This window comes from Massilia sp. IC2-476, from assembly GCF_020707295.1.
In the GTDB taxonomy this organism is placed as follows: Bacteria; Pseudomonadota; Gammaproteobacteria; order Burkholderiales; family Burkholderiaceae_D; genus Telluria.
Genome location: NZ_JAJFER010000007.1, coordinates 181236 through 204126, shown reverse-complemented (window position 1 = coordinate 204126; position 22891 = coordinate 181236). Strand labels below are relative to the sequence as shown.

General features: G+C 65.6%; 22 protein-coding genes. 17 read left to right on the top strand and 5 right to left on the bottom strand.

Going from position 1 to position 22891, the window contains the following annotated elements; genetic code table 11:
- The first annotated feature begins 136 nt into the window (after nt 1-136).
- The 4 genes from LK539_RS18675 to LK539_RS18660 all read left to right on the top strand — a co-directional run bounded on the left by LK539_RS18675 (nt 137) and on the right by LK539_RS18660 (nt 3098).
- The gene (locus LK539_RS18675; protein WP_227802565.1) at nt 137-559 is read left to right on the top strand and encodes an NfeD family protein; all 423 of its coding nucleotides are present in this window, start codon (nt 137-139) and stop codon (nt 557-559) included.
- A 40-nt stretch (nt 560-599) separates the two neighbouring features.
- On the top strand, nt 600-1535 hold the full coding sequence (locus LK539_RS18670; protein WP_227802564.1) for an SPFH domain-containing protein: 936 nt from the start codon (nt 600-602) through the stop codon (nt 1533-1535).
- A complete protein-coding gene (locus LK539_RS18665) occupies nt 1532-2353 on the top strand; it encodes an SDR family oxidoreductase (RefSeq protein ID WP_227802563.1) in 822 nt (273 codons plus the stop codon). The genes LK539_RS18670 and LK539_RS18665 overlap by 4 nt, the downstream gene beginning before the upstream one ends.
- A 145-nt stretch (nt 2354-2498) precedes the next feature.
- The gene (locus LK539_RS18660) at nt 2499-3098 is read left to right on the top strand and encodes a hypothetical protein (RefSeq protein ID WP_227802562.1); all 600 of its coding nucleotides are present in this window, start codon (nt 2499-2501) and stop codon (nt 3096-3098) included.
- A 53-nt stretch (nt 3099-3151) separates the two neighbouring features.
- Here LK539_RS18660 and LK539_RS18655 read toward each other — a convergent pair whose 3' ends face one another.
- Nucleotides 3152-5293, bottom strand: a complete 2142-nt coding sequence (locus tag LK539_RS18655) for a TonB-dependent siderophore receptor (protein ID WP_227802561.1) — start codon at nt 5291-5293, stop codon at nt 3152-3154.
- A gap of 109 nt (nt 5294-5402) precedes the next feature.
- Between LK539_RS18655 and LK539_RS18650 the strand changes: the two genes are divergently transcribed.
- From LK539_RS18650 to LK539_RS18640, 3 genes are all read left to right on the top strand, one after another.
- A complete protein-coding gene (locus LK539_RS18650; RefSeq protein ID WP_227802560.1) occupies nt 5403-6566 on the top strand; it encodes a PepSY domain-containing protein in 1164 nt (387 codons plus the stop codon).
- The gene (locus LK539_RS18645; RefSeq protein ID WP_227802559.1) at nt 6563-6751 is read left to right on the top strand and encodes a hypothetical protein; all 189 of its coding nucleotides are present in this window, start codon (nt 6563-6565) and stop codon (nt 6749-6751) included. Before LK539_RS18650 ends, LK539_RS18645 begins: the two co-directional genes overlap by 4 nt.
- Nucleotides 6752-6827: 76 nt before the next feature.
- A complete protein-coding gene (locus LK539_RS18640) occupies nt 6828-8294 on the top strand; it encodes a Ppx/GppA phosphatase family protein (RefSeq protein ID WP_227802558.1) in 1467 nt (488 codons plus the stop codon).
- 149 nt (nt 8295-8443) lie between these two features.
- Here LK539_RS18640 and LK539_RS18635 read toward each other — a convergent pair whose 3' ends face one another.
- Nucleotides 8444-8920, bottom strand: a complete 477-nt coding sequence (locus LK539_RS18635) for a histidine phosphatase family protein (protein WP_227802557.1) — start codon at nt 8918-8920, stop codon at nt 8444-8446.
- Nucleotides 8892-11042, bottom strand: coding sequence for a polyphosphate kinase 1 (gene ppk1, locus LK539_RS18630; RefSeq protein ID WP_227802556.1), 2151 nt, complete (start codon nt 11040-11042; stop codon nt 8892-8894). Before ppk1 ends, LK539_RS18635 begins: the two co-directional genes overlap by 29 nt.
- 143 nt (nt 11043-11185) lie before the next feature.
- Here ppk1 and lepB point away from each other — a divergent pair, with 143 nt between their 5' ends.
- The 4 genes from lepB (at nt 11186) to LK539_RS18610 (ending at nt 15019) form a co-directional block, all read left to right on the top strand.
- On the top strand, nt 11186-11851 hold the full coding sequence (gene lepB / locus LK539_RS18625; protein WP_227802555.1) for a signal peptidase I: 666 nt from the start codon (nt 11186-11188) through the stop codon (nt 11849-11851).
- A gap of 106 nt (nt 11852-11957) precedes the next feature.
- Nucleotides 11958-13139, top strand: a complete 1182-nt coding sequence (locus LK539_RS18620) for a multidrug effflux MFS transporter (RefSeq protein ID WP_227802554.1) — start codon at nt 11958-11960, stop codon at nt 13137-13139.
- A 22-nt stretch (nt 13140-13161) separates the two neighbouring features.
- Nucleotides 13162-14361 (top strand): hypothetical protein, encoded by a 1200-nt coding sequence (locus tag LK539_RS18615; protein ID WP_227802553.1) that lies wholly within the window; start codon nt 13162-13164, stop codon nt 14359-14361.
- 7 nt (nt 14362-14368) lie between these two features.
- Nucleotides 14369-15019: an ATP-binding cassette domain-containing protein gene (locus tag LK539_RS18610; RefSeq protein WP_227802552.1), complete on the top strand. Its 651-nt coding sequence runs from the start codon at nt 14369-14371 to the stop codon at nt 15017-15019.
- Between the two features lie 9 nt (nt 15020-15028).
- Here the strand turns inward: LK539_RS18610 and smpB are convergent, their stop codons facing one another.
- Nucleotides 15029-15478, bottom strand: a complete 450-nt coding sequence (gene smpB, locus LK539_RS18605) for an SsrA-binding protein SmpB (RefSeq protein WP_227802551.1) — start codon at nt 15476-15478, stop codon at nt 15029-15031.
- Nucleotides 15479-15585: 107 nt separating this feature from the next.
- Here smpB and LK539_RS18600 point away from each other — a divergent pair, with 107 nt between their 5' ends.
- The 3 genes from LK539_RS18600 (at nt 15586) to LK539_RS18590 (ending at nt 17627) form a co-directional block, all read left to right on the top strand.
- A complete protein-coding gene (locus tag LK539_RS18600; RefSeq protein WP_227802550.1) occupies nt 15586-16017 on the top strand; it encodes a type II toxin-antitoxin system RatA family toxin in 432 nt (143 codons plus the stop codon).
- Nucleotides 16010-16327 (top strand): RnfH family protein, encoded by a 318-nt coding sequence (locus LK539_RS18595; protein WP_227802549.1) that lies wholly within the window; start codon nt 16010-16012, stop codon nt 16325-16327. Before LK539_RS18600 ends, LK539_RS18595 begins: the two co-directional genes overlap by 8 nt.
- Before the next feature lie 139 nt (nt 16328-16466).
- Nucleotides 16467-17627, top strand: coding sequence for a diguanylate cyclase (locus LK539_RS18590; protein ID WP_227802548.1), 1161 nt, complete (start codon nt 16467-16469; stop codon nt 17625-17627).
- On the opposite strand, the gene LK539_RS18585 is transcribed toward LK539_RS18590, so the two are convergent.
- Entirely contained in the window at nt 17624-18121 is a 498-nt protein-coding gene (locus tag LK539_RS18585) for a DUF4124 domain-containing protein (protein ID WP_227802547.1), read from the bottom strand. The two genes, LK539_RS18590 and LK539_RS18585, sit on opposite strands and share 4 nt — an antisense overlap.
- Nucleotides 18122-18271: 150 nt before the next feature.
- Here LK539_RS18585 and guaB point away from each other — a divergent pair, with 150 nt between their 5' ends.
- From guaB to LK539_RS18570, 3 genes are all read left to right on the top strand, one after another.
- The gene (gene guaB, locus LK539_RS18580) at nt 18272-19732 is read left to right on the top strand and encodes an IMP dehydrogenase (RefSeq protein WP_227802546.1); all 1461 of its coding nucleotides are present in this window, start codon (nt 18272-18274) and stop codon (nt 19730-19732) included.
- 72 nt (nt 19733-19804) lie between these two features.
- A complete protein-coding gene (guaA, locus tag LK539_RS18575) occupies nt 19805-21415 on the top strand; it encodes a glutamine-hydrolyzing GMP synthase (protein WP_227802545.1) in 1611 nt (536 codons plus the stop codon).
- A gap of 413 nt (nt 21416-21828) precedes the next feature.
- Nucleotides 21829-22884 (top strand): substrate-binding domain-containing protein, encoded by a 1056-nt coding sequence (locus tag LK539_RS18570; RefSeq protein WP_227802544.1) that lies wholly within the window; start codon nt 21829-21831, stop codon nt 22882-22884.
- The last annotated feature ends 7 nt before the right edge of the window (nt 22885-22891 follow it).

Here is a 22891-nt window from a genome sequence, read left to right as displayed (position 1 = left end):
CTGCTACACTGACATTGATAACTTTTTGCCGGAAAGCACACAATAATCAAGCGCATCGACATGGTTGAACCCTCGCCGCCTGTTGCAGGCCGCGGGGGTTTTTTACTTTTTTGACCCACCCGAAGGAGACCTGCCCATGACCGACTGGATGAACTGGCTGGTAGTTGCCGGCGTCCTCGTGATCGCCGAACTGTTCACCGGCACCTTTTACCTCCTGATGATCGCGATCGGCCTCGGCGCCGGCGCCCTTGCCGCCGTCCTGGGCGCAAGCGGCCCGACCCAGACCCTGGTCGCCGCCGTGGTCGGCCTGGCGGCCACCGCGGTCCTGCACCGCAGCCGCTTCGGCCGTCCGGCCCGCTCGGAGCCGACGCGCGACCGCAACGTCAACCTCGACATCGGCCAGCGCGTGGTCGTGCCGGCATGGCAGAACGGCCAGGCGCGCGTGATGTACCGGGGCGCACTGTGGGATGTCGAGCTGGGGCCGGGCGCGATTCCCGAGGCGGGCGACTACCGCATCGTCGAAGTGCTCGGCAACCGGCTCATTGTTTCTAATTCATAAGATCAACTAATAGTTGGCACATCATTTATAAGGGATGCTCATGGAATTCTCGTTTGGCATGGTTGCGCTGGTCTTCTTCATCATTGCGCTGGTGTTCATCTTCAAGACCATCAACGTGGTGCCGCAACAGCATGCGGTGGTGGTCGAACGCCTCGGCAAGTTCCACGCGGTGCTGGCGCCTGGCCTGAACATCGTGGTGCCCTTCATCGACCGCATCGCCTACAAGCACAGCCTGAAGGAGATCCCGCTCGACGTACCGCCCCAGGTCTGCATCACCAAGGACAACACCCAGCTGCAGGTGGACGGCATCCTGTACTTCCAGGTCACCGACGCCATGCGCGCCTCGTATGGTTCATCGAACTACATCCAGGCGATCACCCAGCTGGCCCAGACCACGCTGCGCTCGGTGATCGGCAAGATGGAGCTCGACAAGACGTTTGAAGAGCGCGACCACATCAACACCACCATCGTCAACGCGATCGACGAATCGGCCGCCAACTGGGGCGTGAAGGTGCTGCGCTACGAGATCAAGGACCTGACTCCGCCGGCCGAAATCCTGCACGCGATGCAGCGCCAGATCACCGCCGAGCGCGAAAAGCGCGCCCTGATCGCCGCCTCGGAAGGCCGCCGCCAGGAGCAGATCAACATCGCCAGCGGCGAGCGCGAAGCCGCGATCGCCCGCTCCGAAGGCGAACGCCAGGCCGCGATCAACCGCGCCCAGGGCGAAGCCAGCGCCATCGTCGCGCTGGCCGACGCCAGCGCCGCTGCGCTGCGCCAGGTGGGCGCCGCGATCCGCGAGCCGGGCGGCATGGATGCGGTGAACCTGCGCGTGGCCGAGCACTACGTGGACGCCTTCGGCAAGCTGGCCAAGACCAACAACTCGCTGATCGTGCCTGCGAATATGGGCGACATGGGCAGCGTGATCGCCAGCGCGCTGCAGATCGTGAAGTCGCAACAGCCGGACATCCTGCGATGATGCGGGCGCAGTTTCGTACCATTGTCATCACCGGCGCCTCGGACGGCATCGGCGCCGAGATCGCGCGCCAGCTGGCGGCAAAGGAGGGCGCCAACATCGCCCTGGTGCTGGCTGCGCGCAATGCCGAGCAGCTCGATGCCGTGGCCGGCGAGTGCGCGGCGCACGGCGCGCAAACGCTCACGGTGCCGACCGACGTCGGCGTGCAGATCCAGTGCCGCCGCCTGATCGTCAGCGCGGTCGAGCAATTCGGACGCATCGACGTGCTGGTCAACAACGCGGGCCGCTCGGCACACGCGCTGTTCGAAGAAGTCGAAGACCTGTCGTGGTACGAGGAGCTGATGCGCGTGAACCTGTGGGGCGCGGTCTGGTGCACCCAGGCGGCGCTGCCGGCGCTCAAGGCCGCGCAGGGCCGGATCGTTGCCGTGTCCTCGCTGGCGGGACTGGTCGGGGTGCCGGGGCGCACCGCCTACAGCGCCACCAAGTTCGCCATGACCGGCTTCTTCGAAGCTTTGCGCGCGGAGATGAAGGGCTATGGCGTGAGCGTCACCACCGCCTACCCGGGCGTGGTGGCGACCCGTATCCGCTACCGCGGCTTCAACGCGCAGGGCGGCGAGCTGGGTTCGAGCGCGCTGAAGGAAGAGGGCGCCATGAGCGTGGAGGAATGCGCGCGCCTGATCATCGACGGGATGGACGCACGCAAGCGCGAGGTGGTGATGACGGCCAAGGGCAAGCTGGGGCGATTCATCAAGCTGATCGCCCCTGGGCTGGTCGAGAAGATGGCGCTGGCTGCACTCAAACAGGATGTACGCCCGCACTGACCGCACCTGGCAACGCTCCGCGATTGCGGATATGGACAGCTTGCGCGATACTGCCGCGTTCACAACAAACCGATATGTACGGCACTTTATGACAATGCATCAGGCTTTCCAGCGAGCGCGATTCCTGGCCAGGCTGCGGCTAGGTATGACGGGGCTGAACTGCACGATTCTCGTCGTGCTGGCAGCGTTTTATTTAATCGATGGTGGCCGGCCCTATGTCATGCCGTTCGCCCTGGCTGGTGTAGCGCTCGGCCTTGGTGGCCACATCGTCGGTAGAATGGCCGAGCGTGCTGCGGAACAGGCAGACCCGGGAGGGCGGATAAGGGCGCTGGCAGAACGGACAATGGAACGGGCGCGTGAAATCGAGCAGCGCCCCAAATCCTTGGTCAATGTCAGTATTCGCCCCGTTCCTGGCGCTGATTGTCGATATGCGATCACCGTCTACAACGGCTCCCCGGACACGCTGATCGACGGCTCGCTGGATCACACCTGGCTTCTACACCCTGGCAAGTTCGGCCTCGACGATACGCACATGCCCGCTGATATCTGGGGGCAGCCCCCGATACGGTTTGCAGCGCTGGGTCCCGGCGAACAAATTACCTCGGAAGTACTCGGGTATAACGTCGTCGAACGCTACGATGGCCCGAAAGATACCTTCGTCACGATAAGTGCGGCGCGAGTCACCAGCGCTGGTGACTCGCTCGACACCGCAGACCTGCTAGTCAATGTGAGGATGGCCTGGTAGTGCTCCTTCGGAGGGGCAGTGTGCGGCTGTAAAGCGGGCGCAGGCGCGGCGGGTCAGAAGTCGACCGTTGCCGACACCGCCACGCTGCGCGGGTTGCCCTGCACCAGATAGCCGTACCCCGGATAACCGCCGGCCGACGCCCAATAGCTCTTGTCGGTGAGGTTCTCGATGCGGGCGCGCAGCGTCACGTCGCGGTCCATGACGCGCAGGGTGTAGTTCGCGCCGACATCAAACCGGGTCCACGAGGGCAGGCGCTGGGTGTTGGCCTCGTTGGCGTACACCTTCGAGGTGTACAGCGCCCGAGCGTTCAGCGACAGCCCTTGCACGCCCGGCACGTCCCAGTTGGCGCCCATGTTGAGCTGGGTCTTCGGTACGCCGATGACGTCCTGGCCAGTGGCCAGCTCTTCCGCGTCCAGGAGGGTCAGGCCGCCCAGCAGGCGCAAGCCCTGCATCGGCATCCCGAACACGTTCAGCTCGACGCCACGGTTACGCTGTGCGCCGTAGATGCCGAAGCGGTTGCCGACCACGGCGCCGCTTGGGCGCGAGGTCGTGAACACGGCTGCGCTCATGCCCAGCTTGCCGCCGTCGTATTTCACGCCCGCTTCTTTCTGGCGTGAGACATAGGGCGGGAAGATCTCGCCCTGGTTGATGATGTTGACGCCGTTTGCCACTGGGCCCTTCTGCAGGGCTTCGGCGTAGTTGGCGTACACCGACACGCCCTTGGCCGGCTTGTAGACGATGCCCGCCGCCGGCGTCAGTTCGCCTTCCTCATACGCGGCGTTGGGCGCGCCGGTCCCGTAGTCGTAACCGTAGTCCTTGAGCTTCTGGTAGCGCGCGCCGACCGTCACCAGGAAGCGATCGTCGAGGAAGCCCATGGTATCGGCGATCGCCAGGCTCGATGCGATGGTCTTCTGGGTCAGCAGCGGATTGTCCATCCTCCCGCCGGTGAAGAAGGCGTTCGACGGCGCGGCCACGTCGACTGGGCGATACAGGTTGGACGGGAAGCCCGCGAAGTCGCTCATCGCGTAGGCGTTCTTCGACTCGGCATGGAAAGTCGCAGCCGTGGCGCTCAGCTTGTGCGACACGGCGCCAGTCTTGAGCTCAGTGCGCACGCCGACTTCGCCGGTGCGCACGTCGTCCTCGCGCACATTGTCGAAGCGCGTCATGGTGGTATTGCCGTTCAGTGCGATGACGGTCGGCGAGGAGATGATGTTCGACTCGACCCCCTTGCGCATGCCGATTGCGGCCCATGCGGTCGCGCCGCCCGGCAGGTCGGCTTCCGCACGCAGGGTGCCGAAGGTGTCCCGTTCGCCCGAGAAGGTCCAGGGCTGGGCATAGTTGCTGTCGCTGTCGGGCGCGGCGATGATCGGCAGCGGCTCGCTCACGGTGACGCTCGGGCGGGCGCCGCGCAGCTGGTGGTCCTGGTGGCCGACATCGGCCGACAGACGGTAGCCCTTGCCGCGGTAGTCCATGCCGATCGCGTACATGCTCAGTTCGCGGCTCTCGCGGTCCACTGCCGTATCGCCGTCGCGGCGCACCGCATTCACGCGCACGCCGAGGCGGTCTTCCGTGCCGAAGCGGCGCGATACGTCCGTCGCCAGGTAGGCCTGGCCGCCGGTCTCCACGCCCGCCGTCACCTGCGTCAGCGGACGGTTGGTGGCGCGCTTGGGCAGCAGGTTGATGGCGCCGCCGATCCCGCCGCTGCTGGGCGGCGCGCCGGTGATGAAGCTGTTGGCGCCGCGGAGCACCTCGACGCGTTCGAGCAGTTCGGACGCGATGTACTGGCGCGGCAGCAGGCCGTACAGGCCGTTGTAGGCCATGTCGTCCGAATACACCGGGAAGCCGCGGATCATGTAAAGCTCCTGGTAGTTGCCGAAGCCGCGCGCCGAGCGCACGGACGGGTCGTTCTGCACCACGTCGGCCACGCTGCGCGCCTGCTGGTCCTGGATCAGAGCCTGGGTGTAGTTCATGGAGTTGAAGGGCGTATCCATGATGTCCACGTTGCCGAGCAGGCCAAGGCGGCCGCCGCGCGCGACCTGGCCGCCGGCGTAGGCAGAAGGCAGGCCCTGGGCCGAGGCGTCGGCGGAGGCGCTCACGACGACGGTGGCAACGGGTTCGGCGGGGGCGCTCTCCTGGGCATGGGCGGCGAAGGCAGCGGCGGCGAGGGCGATCGGAGTCAGGCGAAGCAGTTTCATCGGTGAACGGTGTTTTTCTTAATGAGAATGATTGTCATTCTAGCGGGTTTGGCTTGCTTCTGTAAATGAGAACGATTATTATTTGCCGAACTGTCGCTTTCCCACGCCCATGTCACCCGTTTCTCTACGCCGCTGGAGCTGGATCCACAAATGGAGCAGCCTGGTCTGCACCGTCTTCATGCTGCTGCTGTGCCTGACCGGCCTGCCCCTGATCTACCACCACGAGATCGGCCACCTGCTGGGCACCGACGTCGAAGCCCCGGCAATGCCCGCCGATACCCCGCGCGGCAACATCGATGCCGTGCTGGCCTCGGCCAAGGAGCTGTATCCCACCAAGATCGCGATGTACATGTCGCAGGAAATCGACGAGCCCGCGATCTGGAACGTCACCCTGGGCGATCACCCCACGGACGAACACTACAAGCCGATCGCGGTCGATGCCCGCACCACCAAGGTAATCACCGAGCCGGCCTTCGAGGGCGGCGCCTTCATGTCCACCATGTTCCGCCTGCACGTGGACCTGTTCGCGGGCCTGTACGGCAAGCTGTTCCTGGGTTTCATGGGGCTGTTGCTGATCGTCGCAGTCGTCAGCGGGGTGGTGCTGTACGCACCCTTCATGCGCAAGCTCGATTTCGGCGCCGTGCGCCACGAACGCAGCCGCGTCATCAAGTGGCTCGACCTGCACAACCTGCTCGGCATCGTGACCCTGGTCTGGGTCTTCGTGGTGGGCGCGACCGGCATGGTCAACACCTGGGCCGACCTGCTGCTCAAGTATTGGCAGAACACCGAGATCGCCGCCATGCTCAAGCCCTACGAGGGCCAGCCGAAGGTGACGAAGATGGCCTCGATCCACGAGGCGATCGTGCGCGCCGAACAGGCCGAGCCGGGCATGAAGGTGGCCTTCGTGGCCTTCCCCGGCACGCCCTTCGCCAGCCCGCACCACTACGGCGTCTACATGCGCGGCGAGGAAGCCTTCAGCTCGCGCCTGTACAAGCCGGTCCTGATCGACGCCGGCACCGGCGCGATTACCGACCGCCGCGAGCTGCCCTGGTACCTGACGGCGCTGCTGCTGTCGCAGCCGCTGCACTTCGGCGACTACGGCGGCCAGGCCATGAAGCTGCTGTGGGCGCTGCTCGACATCGGCACCATCATCATCCTCGGCTCGGGCCTCTACCTGTGGCTCAAGCGCAGCCGCAAGAGCAAAGCCGCCGCCCACAGCACTTCGCCCGTGCACGAAGCGCCGGCGCTGGCACGCTCCACGGAGGCCCCATGATCCGCAGCCGCACGCAGATCTGGGCGATCCCCGTGCTGCTGGCATTCCTGACCCTGGTCGGCCTGGTGGCGGCGCTGCTGGGTGACGGCGCCTGGGACCTGGTCTCGGCCGTCACGCTGGGCGCGCCGGTGGCGGTAGGCGCCTGGTACGCCCTGCGCCGCACGCCTCCGAAGGACGCACGCTAGGCGGCGCGACACGGTATACTTTCGCCAACGCGGCAGCCCGGTTGGCGGGCCGCCTGCGCAACCAGCGAGAGAGCGTATGTTTGCAGCAGTGGACCTCGGGTCCAACAGCTTCCGCCTGCACATCGGCGAACCGGCGGGTGGCCGCATGCACATCGTGCGCACCGCGCGCGACCCGATCCGCCTGGCCGCGGGGCTGGACCACGACAATATGCTCACCGAGGCCGCCATGAAGAGCGCGGTGCGCTCGCTGGAAGGCTTTCGCGCCATCCTCGACGAATACACGCTGGAAGCGGTGCGGGTTGTCGCCACCAACACCCTGCGCGTGGCGCGCAATGCCGAGCAGCTGCTGCCGCAGCTCGAGCGGGCGATCGGCTATCCGGTCGAAGTCATCTCCGGCGAGGAAGAAGGGCGCCTGATCTACATGGGCGTGGCGCGCGCCATCGACCGCCTGGAGGAGCGCCGCCTGGTCATCGACATCGGCGGCGGCTCTACCGAAGTCATCGCCGCCATCGGCCCCGAGATCAACCTGGTCGAATCCTTCGGCATCGGCACCCATCCGCAGACCGCCGCCTTTTTCGCTGACGGGCGCATCACGCCGCAGCGTTTCGATGCTGCGGTCACCGAAGCGCGCGCCCGCTTCGAAGACGCGGCCGACCTGTACAAGGCCCAGGGCTGGGACGCCGCCTATGGCTCTTCCGGCACGATGCGCGCCATCGCGGAAGTCCTGTCGAAGAACAGCATCGGCGACGGCAGCATGTCGCAGGCCAGCCTGCATGCGCTGCGCGACATCCTGCTCGAGCTGGGCCACGTCGACGCCTTCAACATGCCGGGCATCAAGAAGGAACGGGTGCCGGTGATGGTGGGCGGCCTGACGGTGCTGATCGGGGTGATGCAAGAACTGGGCGTGCAGCAGCTCACCGCCATCAACGCCGGCCTGCGTCTGGGCGTGCTGTCCGACCTCGAGCTGCGCGCCAACCGGCGCGACCGCCGCGACGCCGCGATTCGCGCCTGCATGCGCCGCTTCGGTGTGGACAGCCAGCGCGCGCTGCGCACCTCGCACATCGCCTCGACCCTGTACGAAAAACTCGAGCCGCTGGATGCGCGCCATCATTACCTGTGCTGGAGCGCGATGCTGCACGAAGCCGGCCTCTCGATATCGATGACGGGCGCCCACAAGCACGGCGCCTATATCGTCGAACACGCCGACCTGCCGGGCTTCACCACCCGCGAGCAGCGCCTGATGAGCACCCTGGTGCTGGGCCAGAAGGGCAACCTGCGCAAGATTCGCGAGGCCCTGGACGACACCGATGTCGCGCGCGCGGTGCTGGCGCTGCGCATGGCGGTGGTGTTCATGCATGCACGCGCCGACAATGACATCGGCGGCGTCAAAGCGCGCATGAAGAGCCGCTTCGATACGCTGCGCATCGAGCTCGAGCTGCCGGCGGAGCTGCTGGACAGGCACCCGACGCTCGGGCCCTGGCTGGCGAAAGAGGAAGGGGCGTGGAACGAGGTCGGGATCCCGTTCCACGCGCGTATCGCTTGATTTCGTAGGGTGGGCGGCTCCACCCTGCACCTTGACCTACTGGCAGCTTGCGAGCCGCCCACGCGGACAAGCAGCTGACGGCGTGGGCGGCCCTTCGTTCGCGACAGATCCGGTGAGCCGGTGGAGCCGCACACCCTACGGGTGTCCGGTCAGCGCAGCTGGCCGATGAAGTCCGGCCCCACCACCAGTTTTACATAGGGCAGGCCGTCGCTGCCCTTGCGGGTGATCCAGAAAACGCCCGCCTTGCGGATGCGCCAGTCCTGTTTGCCGCCGCACAGCACCAGTGAGGCGACATGGCCCAGCAGCGGCTGGTGGCCGACGATCAGCGCCGGCTGGCGGTGCTCCGGCCAGCTCGCAGCGTCGAGAATCGCTTCCGCGTTCGAATCCGGGGCCAACGCGTCCAGCAGCTTGTAGTTGCGGCCCAGTGCTTCCACCGTCTGCACGCAGCGCTTCGCCGGGCTGCACAGCACCCGCACGTCGTCCGGCAACTGGCGGTGCAGCCAGGCGCCGACGCGCGCCGCGTGGCGCTTGCCCTTGGGCGTGAGCGCGCGCCGCAGGTCGCCCGCGACGTCGCCTTCTTCCACGTGCGGTTCAGCCTCAGCGTGCCGCCACAGGATCAGGTCCATGCTCGATCTCCTTGTTCGGATGCTTGTCGGCGCCGAGCATCTCCATCAGCTGTTGCTGGGCGCAGCTGCCCTTCTGGCCGCTGCGGGTCTTCTTGCGTCGGTAGTGCCCGTCGCTGCCCAGTTCCCAGGCGTTGACGTTGTCTTTCAGGTAGGGATGCAGGCCTTCGCGCAGCACCCGGCGCTTGAGGGCAGGGGATCGCACCGGGAAGGCCACCTCCACGCGCCGGAACAGGTTGCGGTTCATCCAGTCCGCGCTCGACAGGTAAATGTCGTGCTTCAGGTCGTTGCGGAAGTAGAAGATGCGCGAATGCTCCAGGAAGCGGCCGACGATCGAGCGCACCTTGATATTCTCGGACAGGCCCTTTACGCCGGGGCGCAGCGAGCAGGCGCCGCGAACGATCAGGTCGATGCGCACGCCCGCCTGCGAAGCCTCGTACAGGGCCTTGATGACGGAATCATCGGTGAGCGAATTCATCTTGGCGATGATGCGCCCGGGGCGGCCCGCCTTGGCGATTGCCGCTTCGTCGCGGATCGCCCGCACCACTTCCTTCTGCAGCGAGAACGGCGCCAGCCACAGGCTGGTGATCGCCTTGGGGCGGGTCAGGCTGGTCAGGTGGATGAAGACCTCGTTGACGTCGGCCGTGATCTCGTCGTCGCAGGTGAGCAGGCCGAAGTCGGTGTAGAACTTGGCGGTGGTCGAGTTGTAGTTGCCGGTGCCGAGGTGGGCGTAGCGGCGCAGGCCGTTCTCTTCGCGGCGCAGCACCAGGGCCAGTTTGGCGTGGGTCTTCAGGCCCACCACGCCGTACACCACCTGCGCGCCGGCCTGTTCCAGGCGCTCGGCCCAGTTGATGTTGGCCTCCTCGTCGAAGCGCGCCATCAGCTCGACGATCACGGTGACTTCCTTGCCGCGGCGGGCGGCCGCGATCAGCGCTTCCATCAGGTCCGAGTTCATGCCGGCGCGGTAGATGGTCTGCTTGATCGCGGCCACGCAAGGATCGGCGGCGGCCTGCTGGATGAAGTCGATGACCGGCTGGAAGGATTCGAAGGGGTGGTGCAGCAGCACGTCCTGGCGCCGCAGGGCGGAGAAGATGTCGGGCCCGGTCAGCTTGGGCGGGAAGCCCGGCGTGAAGGGCGGGAACTTCAGCTCCGACTTGTCCTTGGTGTTGGCGATCTCCAGCATCCGGCCCAGGTTCACCGGCCCGTCCACCGCGAACAGGCGCGAGCGGTCGATGTCGAACTGCTCGAGCAGGAAGTTGGACAGGTGCGGCGGGCAGGCACGCCCGACCTCCAGGCGCACGGCGAACCCGTAATTGCGCGCATGGAGCTCGCTCTGCAGGGCCTGGCGCAGGTTCTTGACTTCGTCCTCGTCGACCCACAGGTCGCTGTTGCGGGTGACGCGGAACTGCGAATACGAGACCACTTCGCGGCCGGTGAACAGGTCGGCCATGTGGGCCTGGATCACCGAGGACAGCAGGCAGTAGGACTCGCCCTTCTTGTCCGACAGTTCGCTCGGCAGCCGGATCACGCGCGGCAGCACCCGCGGCGCCTTCATGATGGCGATGCCGGTGCCGCGCCCGAAGGCGTCCTTGCCCGCCAGTTCGACGATGAAGTTCAGGCTCTTGTTGACCACCCGCGGGAAGGGGTGGGCCGGGTCAAGCCCGATCGGAGTGAGCAGCGGACGCACTTCCTTGTCGAAGAAGGCCTTGACCCAGGCGCGCTGGGCGGCGTTGCGTTCACTGCGGCGCAGCATGTGGATGCCGTTCTCCGCTAGCTGCGGCACGATCTGCTGGTTGAAAAGCTTGTACTGGCGGTCGATCAGGTGGCGGCACTCCGCGCTGGCGCGTTCCAACGTGTGGTGCACCGCGTGCGGGACGCCGCTGTGGCCCGCTTCCATCTGGTGCTGGGCCAGCAGGCTGGCGACGCGCACCTCGAAGAATTCGTCGAGGTTGCCGGACACGATGGTCAGGAAGCGCAGCCGCTCGAGCAGCGGAATGGACGGGTCCTCGGCCTGGGCCAGCACGCGACGGTTGAACTCGAGCAGCGACAGCTCGCGGTTCAGGAAGGCGCCGCCTTCGGGAATGGTCCTGGCCTCGGTATCGATGGCCTTGTGTTTCATATCCATGATCTGCGTCGTAGTGTCGGCGCAGGAAGTGTAGTTGTTGAATATGACAACCCGGTGACATGCAGGCGCAGCCTTAACGTTTAAGCATCATTAAAGCCAGCCTGCGTATAACGTTCTCATCATAACAAGAGGAGGGTTGTTCGATGAAAGCGTTCCTGCGCGACAACAAGGGTTTCCTGGCATTCCTGCTGCTGTTCGGCGTGTTCCGCACTGCGGTGGCGGACTGGAACCCGATTCCGTCCAGCTCGATGCGCCCGAACCTGCTGGAAGGCGACGTCGTGTTCGTCAACCGGCTCGCCTACAACGTCAAGGTGCCGCTCACCGACGTGGTGCTGGCCCGCACCGGCGAACCGCGCCGCGGCGACGTCGTCACCTTCACCTCGCCCGAGGACGGCACCCGCCTGATCAAGCGCCTGATCGCACTGCCGGGCGACCGCGTCGAGATGCGCAACGAACGCCTGGTGATCAACGGCGTCGAGTCGGACTACCTGCTGCAGGAAGCGGCGCAGGAACTGGCGGCCGGCACCACGCTGCAGGCGCGGCGCATCGCCGAAACCGTCGACGGCCACCAGCACCGCATCCAGGTGCTGCCGCAGCTGGTGGTGCCGCGCGACTTCGGCCCGGTGATCGTGCCCCAGGACTCCTATTTGATGTTGGGCGACAACCGCGACATGAGCCGCGACTCGCGCTACATCGGCTTCGTGCCGCGCCACCGCCTGATCGGACGCGCCGAGCGCATCCTGGTCTCGGCCGACTACCTCGGCAACTGGATGCCGCGCACCGAACGCTTCGGCATGTCGCTGCGCTGACAGCGCAGATTGGACCTTGCCAAAATTGTTTCTGTGAAATTCAGTACAATTGCGTCCCCCGGACGCTTGCCTGTCGCAGTGCCGGTCATTTTCAGAAGGCACTGCCATGCAACGACTCCTCACCACCATCCTCGCCTGCCTCGGCATGATCGGGGCCCTCGCGATCGATACCTATTTGCCGTCGATGCCGGCGATCGGCAACGAGTTCGGGGTGGGGCCGGTGGCGGTGCAGCAGACGCTCAGCGTGTTCCTGTTCTGCTTCGCGCTGATGATGCTGTTCTACGGGACCCTGTCCGATTCCTTCGGGCGCCGTCCGGTGATCCTGGGGGCGCTGGTGCTGTACACGCTGGCTTCGGTCGGCGCGGCGCTGGCGCCGACCTTCGGCTGGCTGCTGGCCTTTCGCGCGCTGCAGGGCATCTCGGCCGGCGCCGGCTCGGTGATCGGCCAGGCCATCGTGCAGGACCGCTTCTCCGGCGCCCAGGCGCAGAAGATGATGTCGCACATCATGATGGTGTTCGGCCTGGCGCCCGCGATCGCGCCGGTGCTGGGCGGCTGGCTGCACGTGACCTTCGGCTGGCGCGCGACCTTCGTGTTCCTGGCCCTGTTCGGCGCCGCCATGATCCTGCTGGTGCTGCGCCTGCTGCCGGAAAGCCTGCCGCGCGAGAAGCGCCAGGTCTTCCACCCGGTGACGATCTCGCGCAACTACCTGATGGTGCTGCGCAATCCGCAGTTCGTGATGCTGTCGCTGGCGCTCGGCCTGGTGTTCGGCGGCCTGTCGCTGTACATCGGCTCCGCTGCCAACTTCGTGATGGAGATCCTGGGCCTGCCGGAGACGGCCTTTGCCTGGATGTTCATCCCGCTGATCGGCGGCATGGTGGTCGGTTCGGCCTGGGGCGGCAAGCGCGCCGCCAAGGCGCCGCCCGGCCGCCTGCTGTGGGTCGGCTACGGCGTGATGGCCGTGGCCTCGATCCTGAACGTCGGCTACAACGCCCTGTTCGCGGCCAGCGTGCCCTGGGCGGTGCTGCCGCTGGCGGTGTTCACCTTCGGCCTGGCGGTGGCAATGCCGGGCATCCAGCTGTCGGCGATGGGCCTGTTCCCGCACAACCGCGGCCTGGCCGCCTCGATGGTCGGCTTCATCCAGATGATGTCCTTTGCCCTGGTGTCGGGCCTGGTGGCGCCGCTGCTGTTCGGCAGCGCCTTCAAGCTGGCCTGCGGCGCGGCCCTGGGCTGCGTGCTGAGCTTCCTGATGTGGCGCCTCAGCCTGCGCTTCGCGAAGCCGGCCGCCTGATGGCGGCGCAGGGATGGGCCGGATGACGGCGCATCCCTTCTTCCTGCTGCTGCGCAGCCGGCGCGCCTGGTTCCGGCGCGAATCCTTCGGTTTCTACCTGCGCTACGCCCATGTGCTCGGCGTGGTGGTGGCCCTGTGTGGCCCGATGCTGCTCGAGCGGCCGGAGCTGCCGGCCGAGCCGATCCTGCATTTCTGGCGCGAGCCCGGCAGCGTCGGCGCCAACGCCGCCTGGGCTGGCGCCTGGCTGGCCATTGTGGCGCTATGGGCGCGCATCCACCGCGGTTTCATCGCCGGCGGCGCGCTGGCGGCGTATGCGCGCTCGCTGCCGCTGGACCGGAGTACGCTGAGGCAGGTCGATACGGCCATGCTGCTGGTGGGCCTGCAGGTCTTCGTGGTGCCGGTCGCATTGACCATATGGCAGGTCGCAGCGCACGGCGGCGGGGCGCCGTGGTTCATCTTGCGCGCGGTACTGCTCGCGTTGCTCAGCTTTGGCGCGGCGCAGGCGGCCGCCATGCGTCCGACGGCGCACTCCCTGGCAATGCTGTGCGTCGGCTATGGCGTGCTGGCTGGGTGCGGCGCCTACGGCCCGTATGAGCCCTTGGTACTGGGACTGGCCTCGAGCGCTGTGCTGCTCGGATTGCGGAGCGCGCTGGCTGCCGATCCCGTCCCGCATGCACCGGGACGCGCACGCCGCGGCGGCGGCCTGCGCATCGGCGGCATGGCCTTCCTGCTCGCATGGCAGGCGAACGTGCTGGTGCGCGGCCACGCGCATGCCGGGCTGCCGCGCATCCTCCTGGCCGCCGCGCTGCAAGTCGCCTGCCTGTGGATGATCTTCAGTGTCGGCAAGCTGGCGGAATCCTCGGCCTTCCTGAAGGTCGGCTGCTGGATGATCGCCGCGGTGCTGTCAGGACTCTTCCACGTGCTGTGGAGCGCCCGCGCACCGCTGGCCGAGTGGCTGCGCAGCCTGCCGTTCGCCACGCTGCGTGTGGCCGTGGCCGAACAGGGCTGCGTGCTCGGCCTGCATGCGCTGATCCTGGGCGCGGGCTACGCGGCGTGCCAGCTGCAGGGAAGCGCGGGCGACGTGGTCGCGGCGCAGCTGCTGCGGCACGGCACGGGCAGCCTTGCCACCCTGGCGCTGCTCGGCGCCCCCATCATCCAGCGCCACAAGGACGGAGTCCTGCTCAAGTTCGTGGTGCTGGTCGCAACTTTCCTGATCCTGTGAGAGACGCATGCATCCTGTGACGACCAAGCTGTTGGCGGTGGAGGGGCTCGGCATGGCCTTTTCCGGCCAGGCGCTGTTTTCCGGCCTGTCATTCGGCTTCGGGCCCGGCGCGGTCGCGCTGATGGGGCCGAACGGTACCGGCAAGTCGACGCTGCTGTCGCTGCTGGCGGGCGTAGCGCCGCAGCAGAGTGGGCGTATCCTGGTGGGCGGCCACGACCTGGCCGGGGAGCCGCGCCGCGCGCGTGCGCTGCTGGCCTGGGTGCCGGACGAAGCGGTGGCCTACGACTTCATGACGGGCGACGAATTCCTGCGCTTCGTCCTGGTCCTGCGCGGCCAAGGCAAGGCGCCGGCCTTGCCCGGCCTGCTGGATGGACTGGGGCTGGCGCCGCACACGGGCAAGCGTTTCGGGACGATGTCGCTGGGCACGCGCAAGAAATTCATGCTGGCCGCCGGCCTGGCCAGCGAAGCCCTGCTCGTGCTGATGGATGAGCCGACCAACGGCATCGATGCCCAGGCCAAGGCATTCCTGCTGGAGGTCTTCAGGCGGGAAGGGGACAGGCGCCTGTTCTTCTTTTCGACCCACGACCAGGAGGCGGTCGCGGGATCGCGAGCGCAGGTGTTCGCGTTGCCAGGGGAGGAGGCGCGCAGCGCGGCGTGAAGGAAGGGATCAGCGGCGGTGGGTCTTCATGGCCGCGGCGACTTCGCGCTTGGCGTCGCGGTCCTTCTCGGTGGCGCGCTTGTCGTGCTGCTTCTTGCCCTTGGCCAGGCCGATTTCGCATTTGACGCGGCCGGCCTTGAAGTGCAGGTTGAGCGGCACCAGGGTGTAGCCGGCGCGCTCGACCTTGCCGACCAGCTTGTCCAGCTCGGCGCGGTGCAGCAGGAGCTTCCTGGTGCGCAGCGCTTCCGGGTGGCTGAAGGCAGAGGTCGTGTTCAACGCGCTGACGTGGGCGCCGAACAGGAACAGCTCGCCGTTGCGCACGACCACATAGGCTTCCTTGATCTGCACCTTGCCGGCGCGGATGGCCTTGACTTCCCAGCCCTCCAGCACGATGCCGGCCTCGTACCGGTCCTCGATGAAGTAGTCGAAAAATGCTTTTTTATTGTCTGCGATACTCATGAAATAGCGAAAATCCGCGTCTCGGTTAAACTACTGCTGTGGCGCCAATGCAAAGATTGCATGGCGCAAAATGCAACTCGTCCAACATCATAACAAACGGTTGACCAATGGCAGTAGTGCACAAATCAGTTTTTCTCGGGTATAGCACCGAGCAGATGTTCGACCTTGTCGCCAAGGTCGAAGACTATCCAAAATTCCTTCCGTGGTGCGGCGGCGTGAAAGTGCTCGAGCGCGGCGACGACAAGCTGGTGGCCAGCCTGCAAATCAATTTCCACGGCGTGAAGCAGAGCTTTACCACTTCCAACCACAACAACCGTCCGACCCAGATGAAGATGCACCTGGTCGACGGTCCTTTCAAGATGCTGGAAGGAACCTGGAACTTCAAGCCCCTGCGCGCCGACGCCTGCAAGATCGATTTCGACCTGCACTATGAGTTCTCCAGCATCATCCTGGAACAGATCATCGGCCCGGTGTTCGGCATGATCGCCAATACCATGGTCGATTCCTTCAGCAAGCGTGCCGAGGCCATCTATGGCTGATCCGGCCGATGCGATGCTGCAGGTTTATGTCTGCTACGCCAAGGCTGGCGAGGAATTCCTGCGCCCGATGAAGGTCGCACCCGGCACCACGATCGGCGCGGCCATCGAGATGAGCGGGGTGCTGGAAGCCTATCCGGACATTAACCTGAGCACCCAGCCGGTCGGCATCTACGCCAAGAAAAAGACCCTGGACACGGTGCTGCGCGAGCGCGACCGTATCGAGATCTACCGGCCCCTCGTGGCCGACCCCAAGGATTCGCGCCGCAAGCGCGCAGCGAAGAAGGAAGGCGGCGCCCAGCCAGCTGCCTGAGTTTTGCCAAGTGGTAAAAATTCCACTGCGCAATAAGGATTGCCCGCTTCAGGGTATCATGTGATACCTCGACGCCCGGCAGCCGGATTTGCCTTGCCTGCGTAGCGAGGCCGCTACCTTGTCCGCTGCCCGTTTCCCCATGCTGAGCACCCTGAGTCTGTTGTTGGTCACCACCGCGCTGTCGGTCGTCATGCTGCTGGTGCTGTCTTCGCTCGCCGGCAGCAAGGTCGAGGGCATCCGCGAATGGGGGCAGGCCAATGGCCTGGCAGTGGTCGCGCTGCTGCTGTTCGCGTCGCGCGGCGTCATGCCCGACCTGTTGAGCATCGAACTGGCAAACGCGATCTTTCTCGTCACGATCGCCTTGATGTTCGTTGGATTCCGGCGCCACCTGGGATTGCCGGTGCCCTGGCGCCCCCTCGCAATCGGCGGACTGGCCTCGTTTGCCGGGGTAGTGCTGTTCCACTACGGCCCTGAGTCGACCTCGCTGCGTATCACCTCGGTATCGGTCTTCCACGGCGCGGCCTGCTTCGGCATCGCCGCCAGCCTGCCCCGTGCCGAGGGCCGCCTGCGCTACCCTTACGCTTTTACACGGATCGCAGCCTTCCTGCTGGGACTTGCCCACAGCGTGCGCGGCATCTTCTATCTGGCAGATGCGATCGAGCCGGTGAGCTTCATCGCGCCCGGCACCGCCAACCTGATCTTCTTCGCCCTCGGCACCCTGGCGCTGCCGGCCCTGACGCTGGGGGCGGTGATGATGTCCAATGCGCGCGTGCTGTCCGACACGGCCTATGCCGCCGAGCACGACCACCTGACCGGCGCGCCTTCGCGCCGCGCCTTCTTCGAGGCCGCCGAGCGCGAGCTGGCACGGGCCCGGCGCCACCACAGCGGACTCGGCCTGCTGCTGGTCGATGCCGACCACTTCAAGCGCATCAACGACACCCATGGACACGCGACCGGCGACCAGGTGCTGCGCGACCTGGTGCATCGCACCCAGGACGTGATCCGCAAGGTCGATTACTTCGCGCGCCTCGGCGGCGAAGAATTCGGCGTACTGCTGCCGGACGCGACGGGAGAGACGGCGCTGGCGGTGGCGAAGCGCCTGCGTAGCGCGCTCGACCGCTCGGCGCAGACCGGCGCCGCCTACACGGTCAGTATCGGCCTGGCAATGCTGGAAGAGGGCGAGGATGTCGCTAGCCTGATGGGCCGTGCGGACGCAGCCCTGTATGCGGCGAAGGAGGGCGGACGCAACCGTGTGGAGTGTGCGTCCGCGCGCACCGGCGCTTCAGTCGGCGGGGCTTAGTGGCACTCCGCCAGGATCCTGTTGGCGCGCGCCAGCTGTTCGGCGCGCTCCTGGTCGCTGGCGAAACTGCGCTCGCCTTTGGCGTTGACGCGGGAAATACGGATGCCCGATTCCACCTGGGCGCGCGCCTGGCGCGCGGCATCGCAGCGCTCGCCGTCGTCGCGCCGGCGCTGGGCTTCCACCAGCTCTTTCTTTTCCTGTTCTTCCCTTGCTTTCGTGCGTTTGAGATAGTCCCTTTCGCGCTGAGCCAGGTCGGGCAATTCCTTGGCTATTCCAGGTGTCGCGGCGGCCGGAGCGGGCGCCGCCTGCGGTGCCGGCAGCCGGCCCGGCGCCTTCAGGATCTTGTGCGGCGGCGTGGACGGTGGGGGAGGGCGGTCGGAGAACTGGCGCACGCCATTCTCGCCGATCCAGGAATACTGGGCATGGGCCAAGGTGCTGCCAAGGAGCAGGGCACAGGCGGCAAACAGGCGAAGGGGTGCGGTCTGGTGCGGCATAAAAGTTTTCCTTAAGTAACAGTCGGATTTCGCCATGCTTCAGTCCGGCTGTCAATCGCGGACTCTTCCCTACGGCCAGTTTTTAGGCATGGCTGCGACAGTCGTTTGTACTTTCTGTATAATTCACTTTTGCGCCTATAGGAAAATGCTATGCGTCTACTCCAAAAAGCACTCACGTTCGATGACGTGCTGCTCGTCCCGGCTTACTCCAATGTTCTTCCGGCCGAAACTTCCCTTCGCACCAAACTGACCCGGAATATCACGCTGAATATCCCGCTGCTGTCGGCTGCGATGGACACCGTGACCGAGGCACGCCTGGCGATCGCGATGGCGCAGGAAGGCGGCATCGGCATCATCCACAAGAACCTGCGCCCGGCCGACCAGGCGAGAGAAGTAGCGCGCGTCAAGCGTTTCGAAGCGGGCGTGCTGCGCGACCCGATCACCATTCCCCCGACCATGAAGATCCGCGAAGTGCTGGCGCTGTCGCAACAGCACGGCATCAGCGGCTTCCCGGTCGTCGAGGGCAAGCAGGTGGTCGGCATCATCACCAACCGCGACCTGCGTTTCGAGGAAGACCTGGAAGCGGAAGCACGCGCCAAAATGACTCCGCGCGAAAAGCTGGTGTACGTGAACGAAGACGCCAACACTGAAGAAGCCAAGCGCCTGATGAACAAGCACCGCCTCGAGCGCGTGCTGGTGGTCAATGATGACTTCGAACTGCGCGGCCTGATCACCGTCAAGGACATCCAGAAGTCGCACGAGCACCCGCTGGCATCGAAGGATTCGCGCGGCCAGCTGCTGGTCGGCGCGGCCGTCGGCGTTGGCGAGCGCGATGAAGAGCGCATCGACCTGCTGGTGCAGGCCGGCGTGGACGTGCTGGTGGTCGACACCGCGCACGGCCACTCGCAGGGCATCCTCGACCGCGTGAAGTGGATCAAGGAACGTTACCCGCACGTGGACGTCATCGGCGGCAATATCGCCACCGCGGCGGCGGCGAAAGCGCTGGTGGAGTACGGCGCGGACGCGGTCAAGGTCGGCATCGGCCCGGGCTCGATCTGCACCACCCGTATCGTCGCCGGCGTCGGCGTGCCGCAGATCACCGCGATCTCGAACGTGGCCAAGGCGCTGGAAGGCACGGGCGTTCCCTGCATCGCCGACGGCGGCATCCGCTTCTCGGGCGACATCTCCAAGGCACTGGCAGCGGGCGCGCACACCGTCATGATGGGCAGCATGTTCGCCGGCACCGATGAAGCGCCGGGCGAAACCATCCTGTACCAGGGCCGCAGCTACAAATCCTATCGCGGCATGGGCAGCCTGGGCGCGATGGCCGAAGGTTCGGCCGACCGCTACTTCCAGGAAGCCTCCGCCAAGGCCGACAAGTTCGTCCCGGAAGGCATCGAAGGCCGCGTCGCCTACAAGGGCAGCGTGCTGGCGATCATCTTCCAGCTGGTCGGCGGCGTGCGCCAGTCGATGGGCTACTGCGGCTGCGCCACCATCGAAGAACTGCGCGAGAAAGCCGAGTTCGTCGAGATCACCTCGGCCGGCATGCGCGAATCGCACGTGCACGACGTGCAGATCACCAAGGAAGCGCCGAACTACCGTTCCGAGTAACGCATCCATGAAACGCGGCCCGAGGGCCGCGTTTTCGTATGACCCCGATTCTGACTACTGTTGCCTCCCCACATGCATTCTAAAATCCTCATCCTCGATTTCGGTTCCCAGGTTACCCAGCTGATCGCCCGCCGCGTGCGCGACGCCGGCGTGTTTTCGGAAGTCTATCCGTATGACGTCAGCGACGAGTTCGTGCGCAACTACGGCGCCTCCGGCATCATCCTGTCGGGCAGCCACAACTCCACCCTGGAGGGCGATTCGCCGCGCGCCCCGCAGGCGGCGTTCGAAGCCGGCGTGCCGGTACTGGGCATCTGCTACGGCATGCAGACCATGGCCGCCCAGCTCGGCGGCAAGGTCGAGAACGGCAAGGTACGCGAGTTCGGCTATGCCGAAGTGCGCGCCCGCGGCCATACGGCCCTGCTGAACGGCATCAACGACTTCGTCACCGACGAAGGCCACGGCATGCTGCGCGTGTGGATGAGCCACGGCGACAAGGTGCTGGACATGCCGCCGGGCTTCAAGCTGATGGGCTCGACCGACAGCTGCCCGATCGCCGCCATGGCCGACGAGGAGCGCCGCTTCTACGCGCTGCAGTTCCACCCAGAAGTGACCCACACCTCGCAAGGGGAGGCCATCATCGGCCGCTTCGTGCACGAGATCTGCGGCTGCAAGTCGGACTGGAACATGCCGGACTACATCGGCGAAGCGGTGCAGAAGATCCGCGAGCAGGTCGGCACCGATGAGGTGATCCTGGGGCTGTCCGGCGGCGTCGATTCGAGCGTGGCGGCAGCCCTGATCCACCGCGCCATCGGCGACCAGCTGACCTGCGTGTTCGTCGACCACGGCCTGCTGCGCAAGGACGAGGGCAAGATGGTCATGGACATGTTCTCGAAGAACCTGGGCGTCAAGGTGCTGCGCATCGATGCCGAAGACCAGTTCATGGGCCACCTGGCCGGCGTGACCGATCCGGAGCAGAAGCGCAAGATCATCGGCCGCGAGTTCGTGGAAGTGTTCCAGGTCGAAGCCGGCAAGCTGACCAATGCCAAGTGGCTGGCGCAGGGCACGATCTATCCGGACGTGATCGAATCGGCCGGGAAGGGAAAAAAGGGCCAGACCATCAAGAGCCACCACAACGTGGGCGGCCTGCCGGAAACCCTGAACCTGAAACTGCTGGAGCCGCTGCGCGAGCTGTTCAAGGATGAGGTGCGCAAGCTGGGCGTGGCGCTCGGCCTGCCGCACGACATGGTGTACCGCCATCCATTCCCGGGCCCGGGCCTGGGCGTGCGCATCCTGGGGGAGGTGAAGAAGGAGTACGCCGACCTGCTGCGCGAAGCGGACGCCATCTTCATCGAAGAGCTGCGCAATACGCCGTTCGAGCTGCCGGCCGTGGCGGGCATTGACCCGGGCAAGGCGCCGGTCAATTGGTACGAAGCGACCAGCCAGGCGTTTGCCGTGTTCCTGCCGGTGAAGTCGGTGGGGGTGATGGGCGATGGCCGCACCTACGAATACGTGGTGGCGCTGCGGGCAGTGCAGACCCTGGACTTCATGACGGCGCAGTGGGCGCATCTGCCGCATTCGCTGCTGGGGAAGGTGTCGAACCGCATCATCAATGAGGTGCGCGGATTGAACCGGGTGGTGTACGACATTTCAGGGAAACCTCCGGCGACCATCGAATGGGAGTGAGCGGAGTAATAGCCCAGCTCTGACTGTCAAGCAATCAGCTAAGCCGTTGATCATTCGATTTGAATGATCAACGGCTTTTTTGTTTTTGCATAATTTCAAATTCCCAAAAATGTAACTAACCCACTGAATCTTATCCTGCGGACCGATACCTCAACGCTAACAGCCACAAACAAGTCAACACTGCATCAGCAAAGCTTCCAAGGAAAGGGCGCAGGTCGACGGCGTCAAGCATTCGCGGGCACTAGCGCACTCAACCGTGCTATGTTGATTTGGTAACGTCTTGAACTGGACCAGGCCCAGGGTTATCGCCTGTTGGTAGACGGTAGCGAGGTGGCGGTGGACATTCCGGCCCGCGCCCTTCAAACTGTCGTAGGTTGATTTCTTTGCCATAACAGCGTCAATCGAGGGAGAGTGTGCCGACAATTAAGGATGTGGCCCGCATGGCCGGGGTAGGGACGGGGACCGCGTCGCGCGTGGTACGCGGCAAGGGCTCGGTCTCGCCCGACAAGCTGGAGCGGGTGAAGCAGGCCATCGACGCGCTGGGCTACCGGCCGTCGCACACGGCGCGCTCGCTGTTGTACGGCAGCTCGCGCATGATCGGGGTGTACATCCCGATGCTGGCGGGGACCTTTTATACCGCCATCCTGAAGATCATCGATGCCGAACTGCGCGCCGCCGGACTGCACATGATGATCGGCTTCGGCACCGGCAAGGGCGAACCCAGGAAGGAAGCGATCGAAGGCGTGAGTCTCCTGATCGAGCGTGGTTGCGACGGCGTGATCGTGCTGACCAGCCCCCTGCAGGAAGAAGACCTGGCCCTGTTCGGCGAGCGGCGCAAGCGCCTGGTGGCGCTGAACTACGCCTTCGAGAGCATCCCCGAGCAGTGTTTTACGGTGGACCACGTGCTGGGCGGACGCCTCGCAGCGCGCGCGCTGCTCGAGCAGGGACACCGTGCCATCGCGGTACTGGCGGGGCCATGGACGGTACAGGACAACGTCGAGCGTATCGAAGGCTTCATGTGCGAGCTGGAAAGCGCCGGTATCGATACCGGCGCCATGTGGGTGACCGAACACGATTTTTCTTCGAGCGCGGGCTGGTCGGCCGCGCATGAACTCCTCGCGTCCGGGACGCATTTCACGGCCCTGTTCTGCGCCAATGACGAAATGGCCCTGGGTGCGATTTCGTGTTTCTATGAAGCGGGCATCCACGTGCCACGCGACGTCTCTGTGGTCGGCTATGACGACGCGCCCAGCGCCGCATATGCCGCGCCGCCCTTGACGTCGGTGCGCATTCCCTGGCGCGAGATGACGGCCAGCGGCGTCGCCGAACTGCTCAACTTGTGCGATGGCGGCCGCCGGCCGGTGGTGCGCAGCTTCCCCGTCAGCGTGACGATGCGGGCCTCGCTTGCCAAGCCCGGGGCGGGCGTCGGGCGCCCGGCGAATGTCCGCAAACGCCGGCAGCCGGCATAAGCAGCGG

Excerpts from the sequence above, each read along its gene's own strand:
- LK539_RS18620 (WP_227802554.1), top strand. The coding sequence starts at position 11,958 with ATGCAACGACTCCTCACCACCATCCTCGCCTGCCTCGGCATGATCGGG.
- LK539_RS18595 (WP_227802549.1), top strand. The coding sequence starts at position 16,010 with ATGGCTGATCCGGCCGATGCGATGCTGCAGGTTTATGTCTGCTACGCC.
- guaA (WP_227802545.1), top strand. The coding sequence starts at position 19,805 with ATGCATTCTAAAATCCTCATCCTCGATTTCGGTTCCCAGGTTACCCAG.
- LK539_RS18610 (WP_227802552.1), top strand. The coding sequence starts at position 14,369 with ATGCATCCTGTGACGACCAAGCTGTTGGCGGTGGAGGGGCTCGGCATG.
- LK539_RS18655 (WP_227802561.1), bottom strand. The coding sequence starts at position 5,293 with ATGAAACTGCTTCGCCTGACTCCGATCGCCCTCGCCGCCGCTGCCTTC.
- smpB (WP_227802551.1), bottom strand. The coding sequence starts at position 15,478 with ATGAGTATCGCAGACAATAAAAAAGCATTTTTCGACTACTTCATCGAG.
- LK539_RS18600 (WP_227802550.1), top strand. The coding sequence starts at position 15,586 with ATGGCAGTAGTGCACAAATCAGTTTTTCTCGGGTATAGCACCGAGCAG.
- lepB (WP_227802555.1), top strand. The coding sequence starts at position 11,186 with ATGAAAGCGTTCCTGCGCGACAACAAGGGTTTCCTGGCATTCCTGCTG.
- LK539_RS18675 (WP_227802565.1), top strand. The coding sequence starts at position 137 with ATGACCGACTGGATGAACTGGCTGGTAGTTGCCGGCGTCCTCGTGATC.
- LK539_RS18660 (WP_227802562.1), top strand. The coding sequence starts at position 2,499 with ATGACGGGGCTGAACTGCACGATTCTCGTCGTGCTGGCAGCGTTTTAT.
- LK539_RS18585 (WP_227802547.1), bottom strand. The coding sequence starts at position 18,121 with ATGCCGCACCAGACCGCACCCCTTCGCCTGTTTGCCGCCTGTGCCCTG.
- LK539_RS18645 (WP_227802559.1), top strand. The coding sequence starts at position 6,563 with ATGATCCGCAGCCGCACGCAGATCTGGGCGATCCCCGTGCTGCTGGCA.
- LK539_RS18635 (WP_227802557.1), bottom strand. The coding sequence starts at position 8,920 with ATGGACCTGATCCTGTGGCGGCACGCTGAGGCTGAACCGCACGTGGAA.
- LK539_RS18650 (WP_227802560.1), top strand. The coding sequence starts at position 5,403 with ATGTCACCCGTTTCTCTACGCCGCTGGAGCTGGATCCACAAATGGAGC.
- LK539_RS18640 (WP_227802558.1), top strand. The coding sequence starts at position 6,828 with ATGTTTGCAGCAGTGGACCTCGGGTCCAACAGCTTCCGCCTGCACATC.
- LK539_RS18615 (WP_227802553.1), top strand. The coding sequence starts at position 13,162 with ATGACGGCGCATCCCTTCTTCCTGCTGCTGCGCAGCCGGCGCGCCTGG.
- LK539_RS18665 (WP_227802563.1), top strand. The coding sequence starts at position 1,532 with ATGATGCGGGCGCAGTTTCGTACCATTGTCATCACCGGCGCCTCGGAC.
- LK539_RS18590 (WP_227802548.1), top strand. The coding sequence starts at position 16,467 with ATGCTGAGCACCCTGAGTCTGTTGTTGGTCACCACCGCGCTGTCGGTC.
- guaB (WP_227802546.1), top strand. The coding sequence starts at position 18,272 with ATGCGTCTACTCCAAAAAGCACTCACGTTCGATGACGTGCTGCTCGTC.
- LK539_RS18670 (WP_227802564.1), top strand. The coding sequence starts at position 600 with ATGGAATTCTCGTTTGGCATGGTTGCGCTGGTCTTCTTCATCATTGCG.
- ppk1 (WP_227802556.1), bottom strand. The coding sequence starts at position 11,042 with ATGGATATGAAACACAAGGCCATCGATACCGAGGCCAGGACCATTCCC.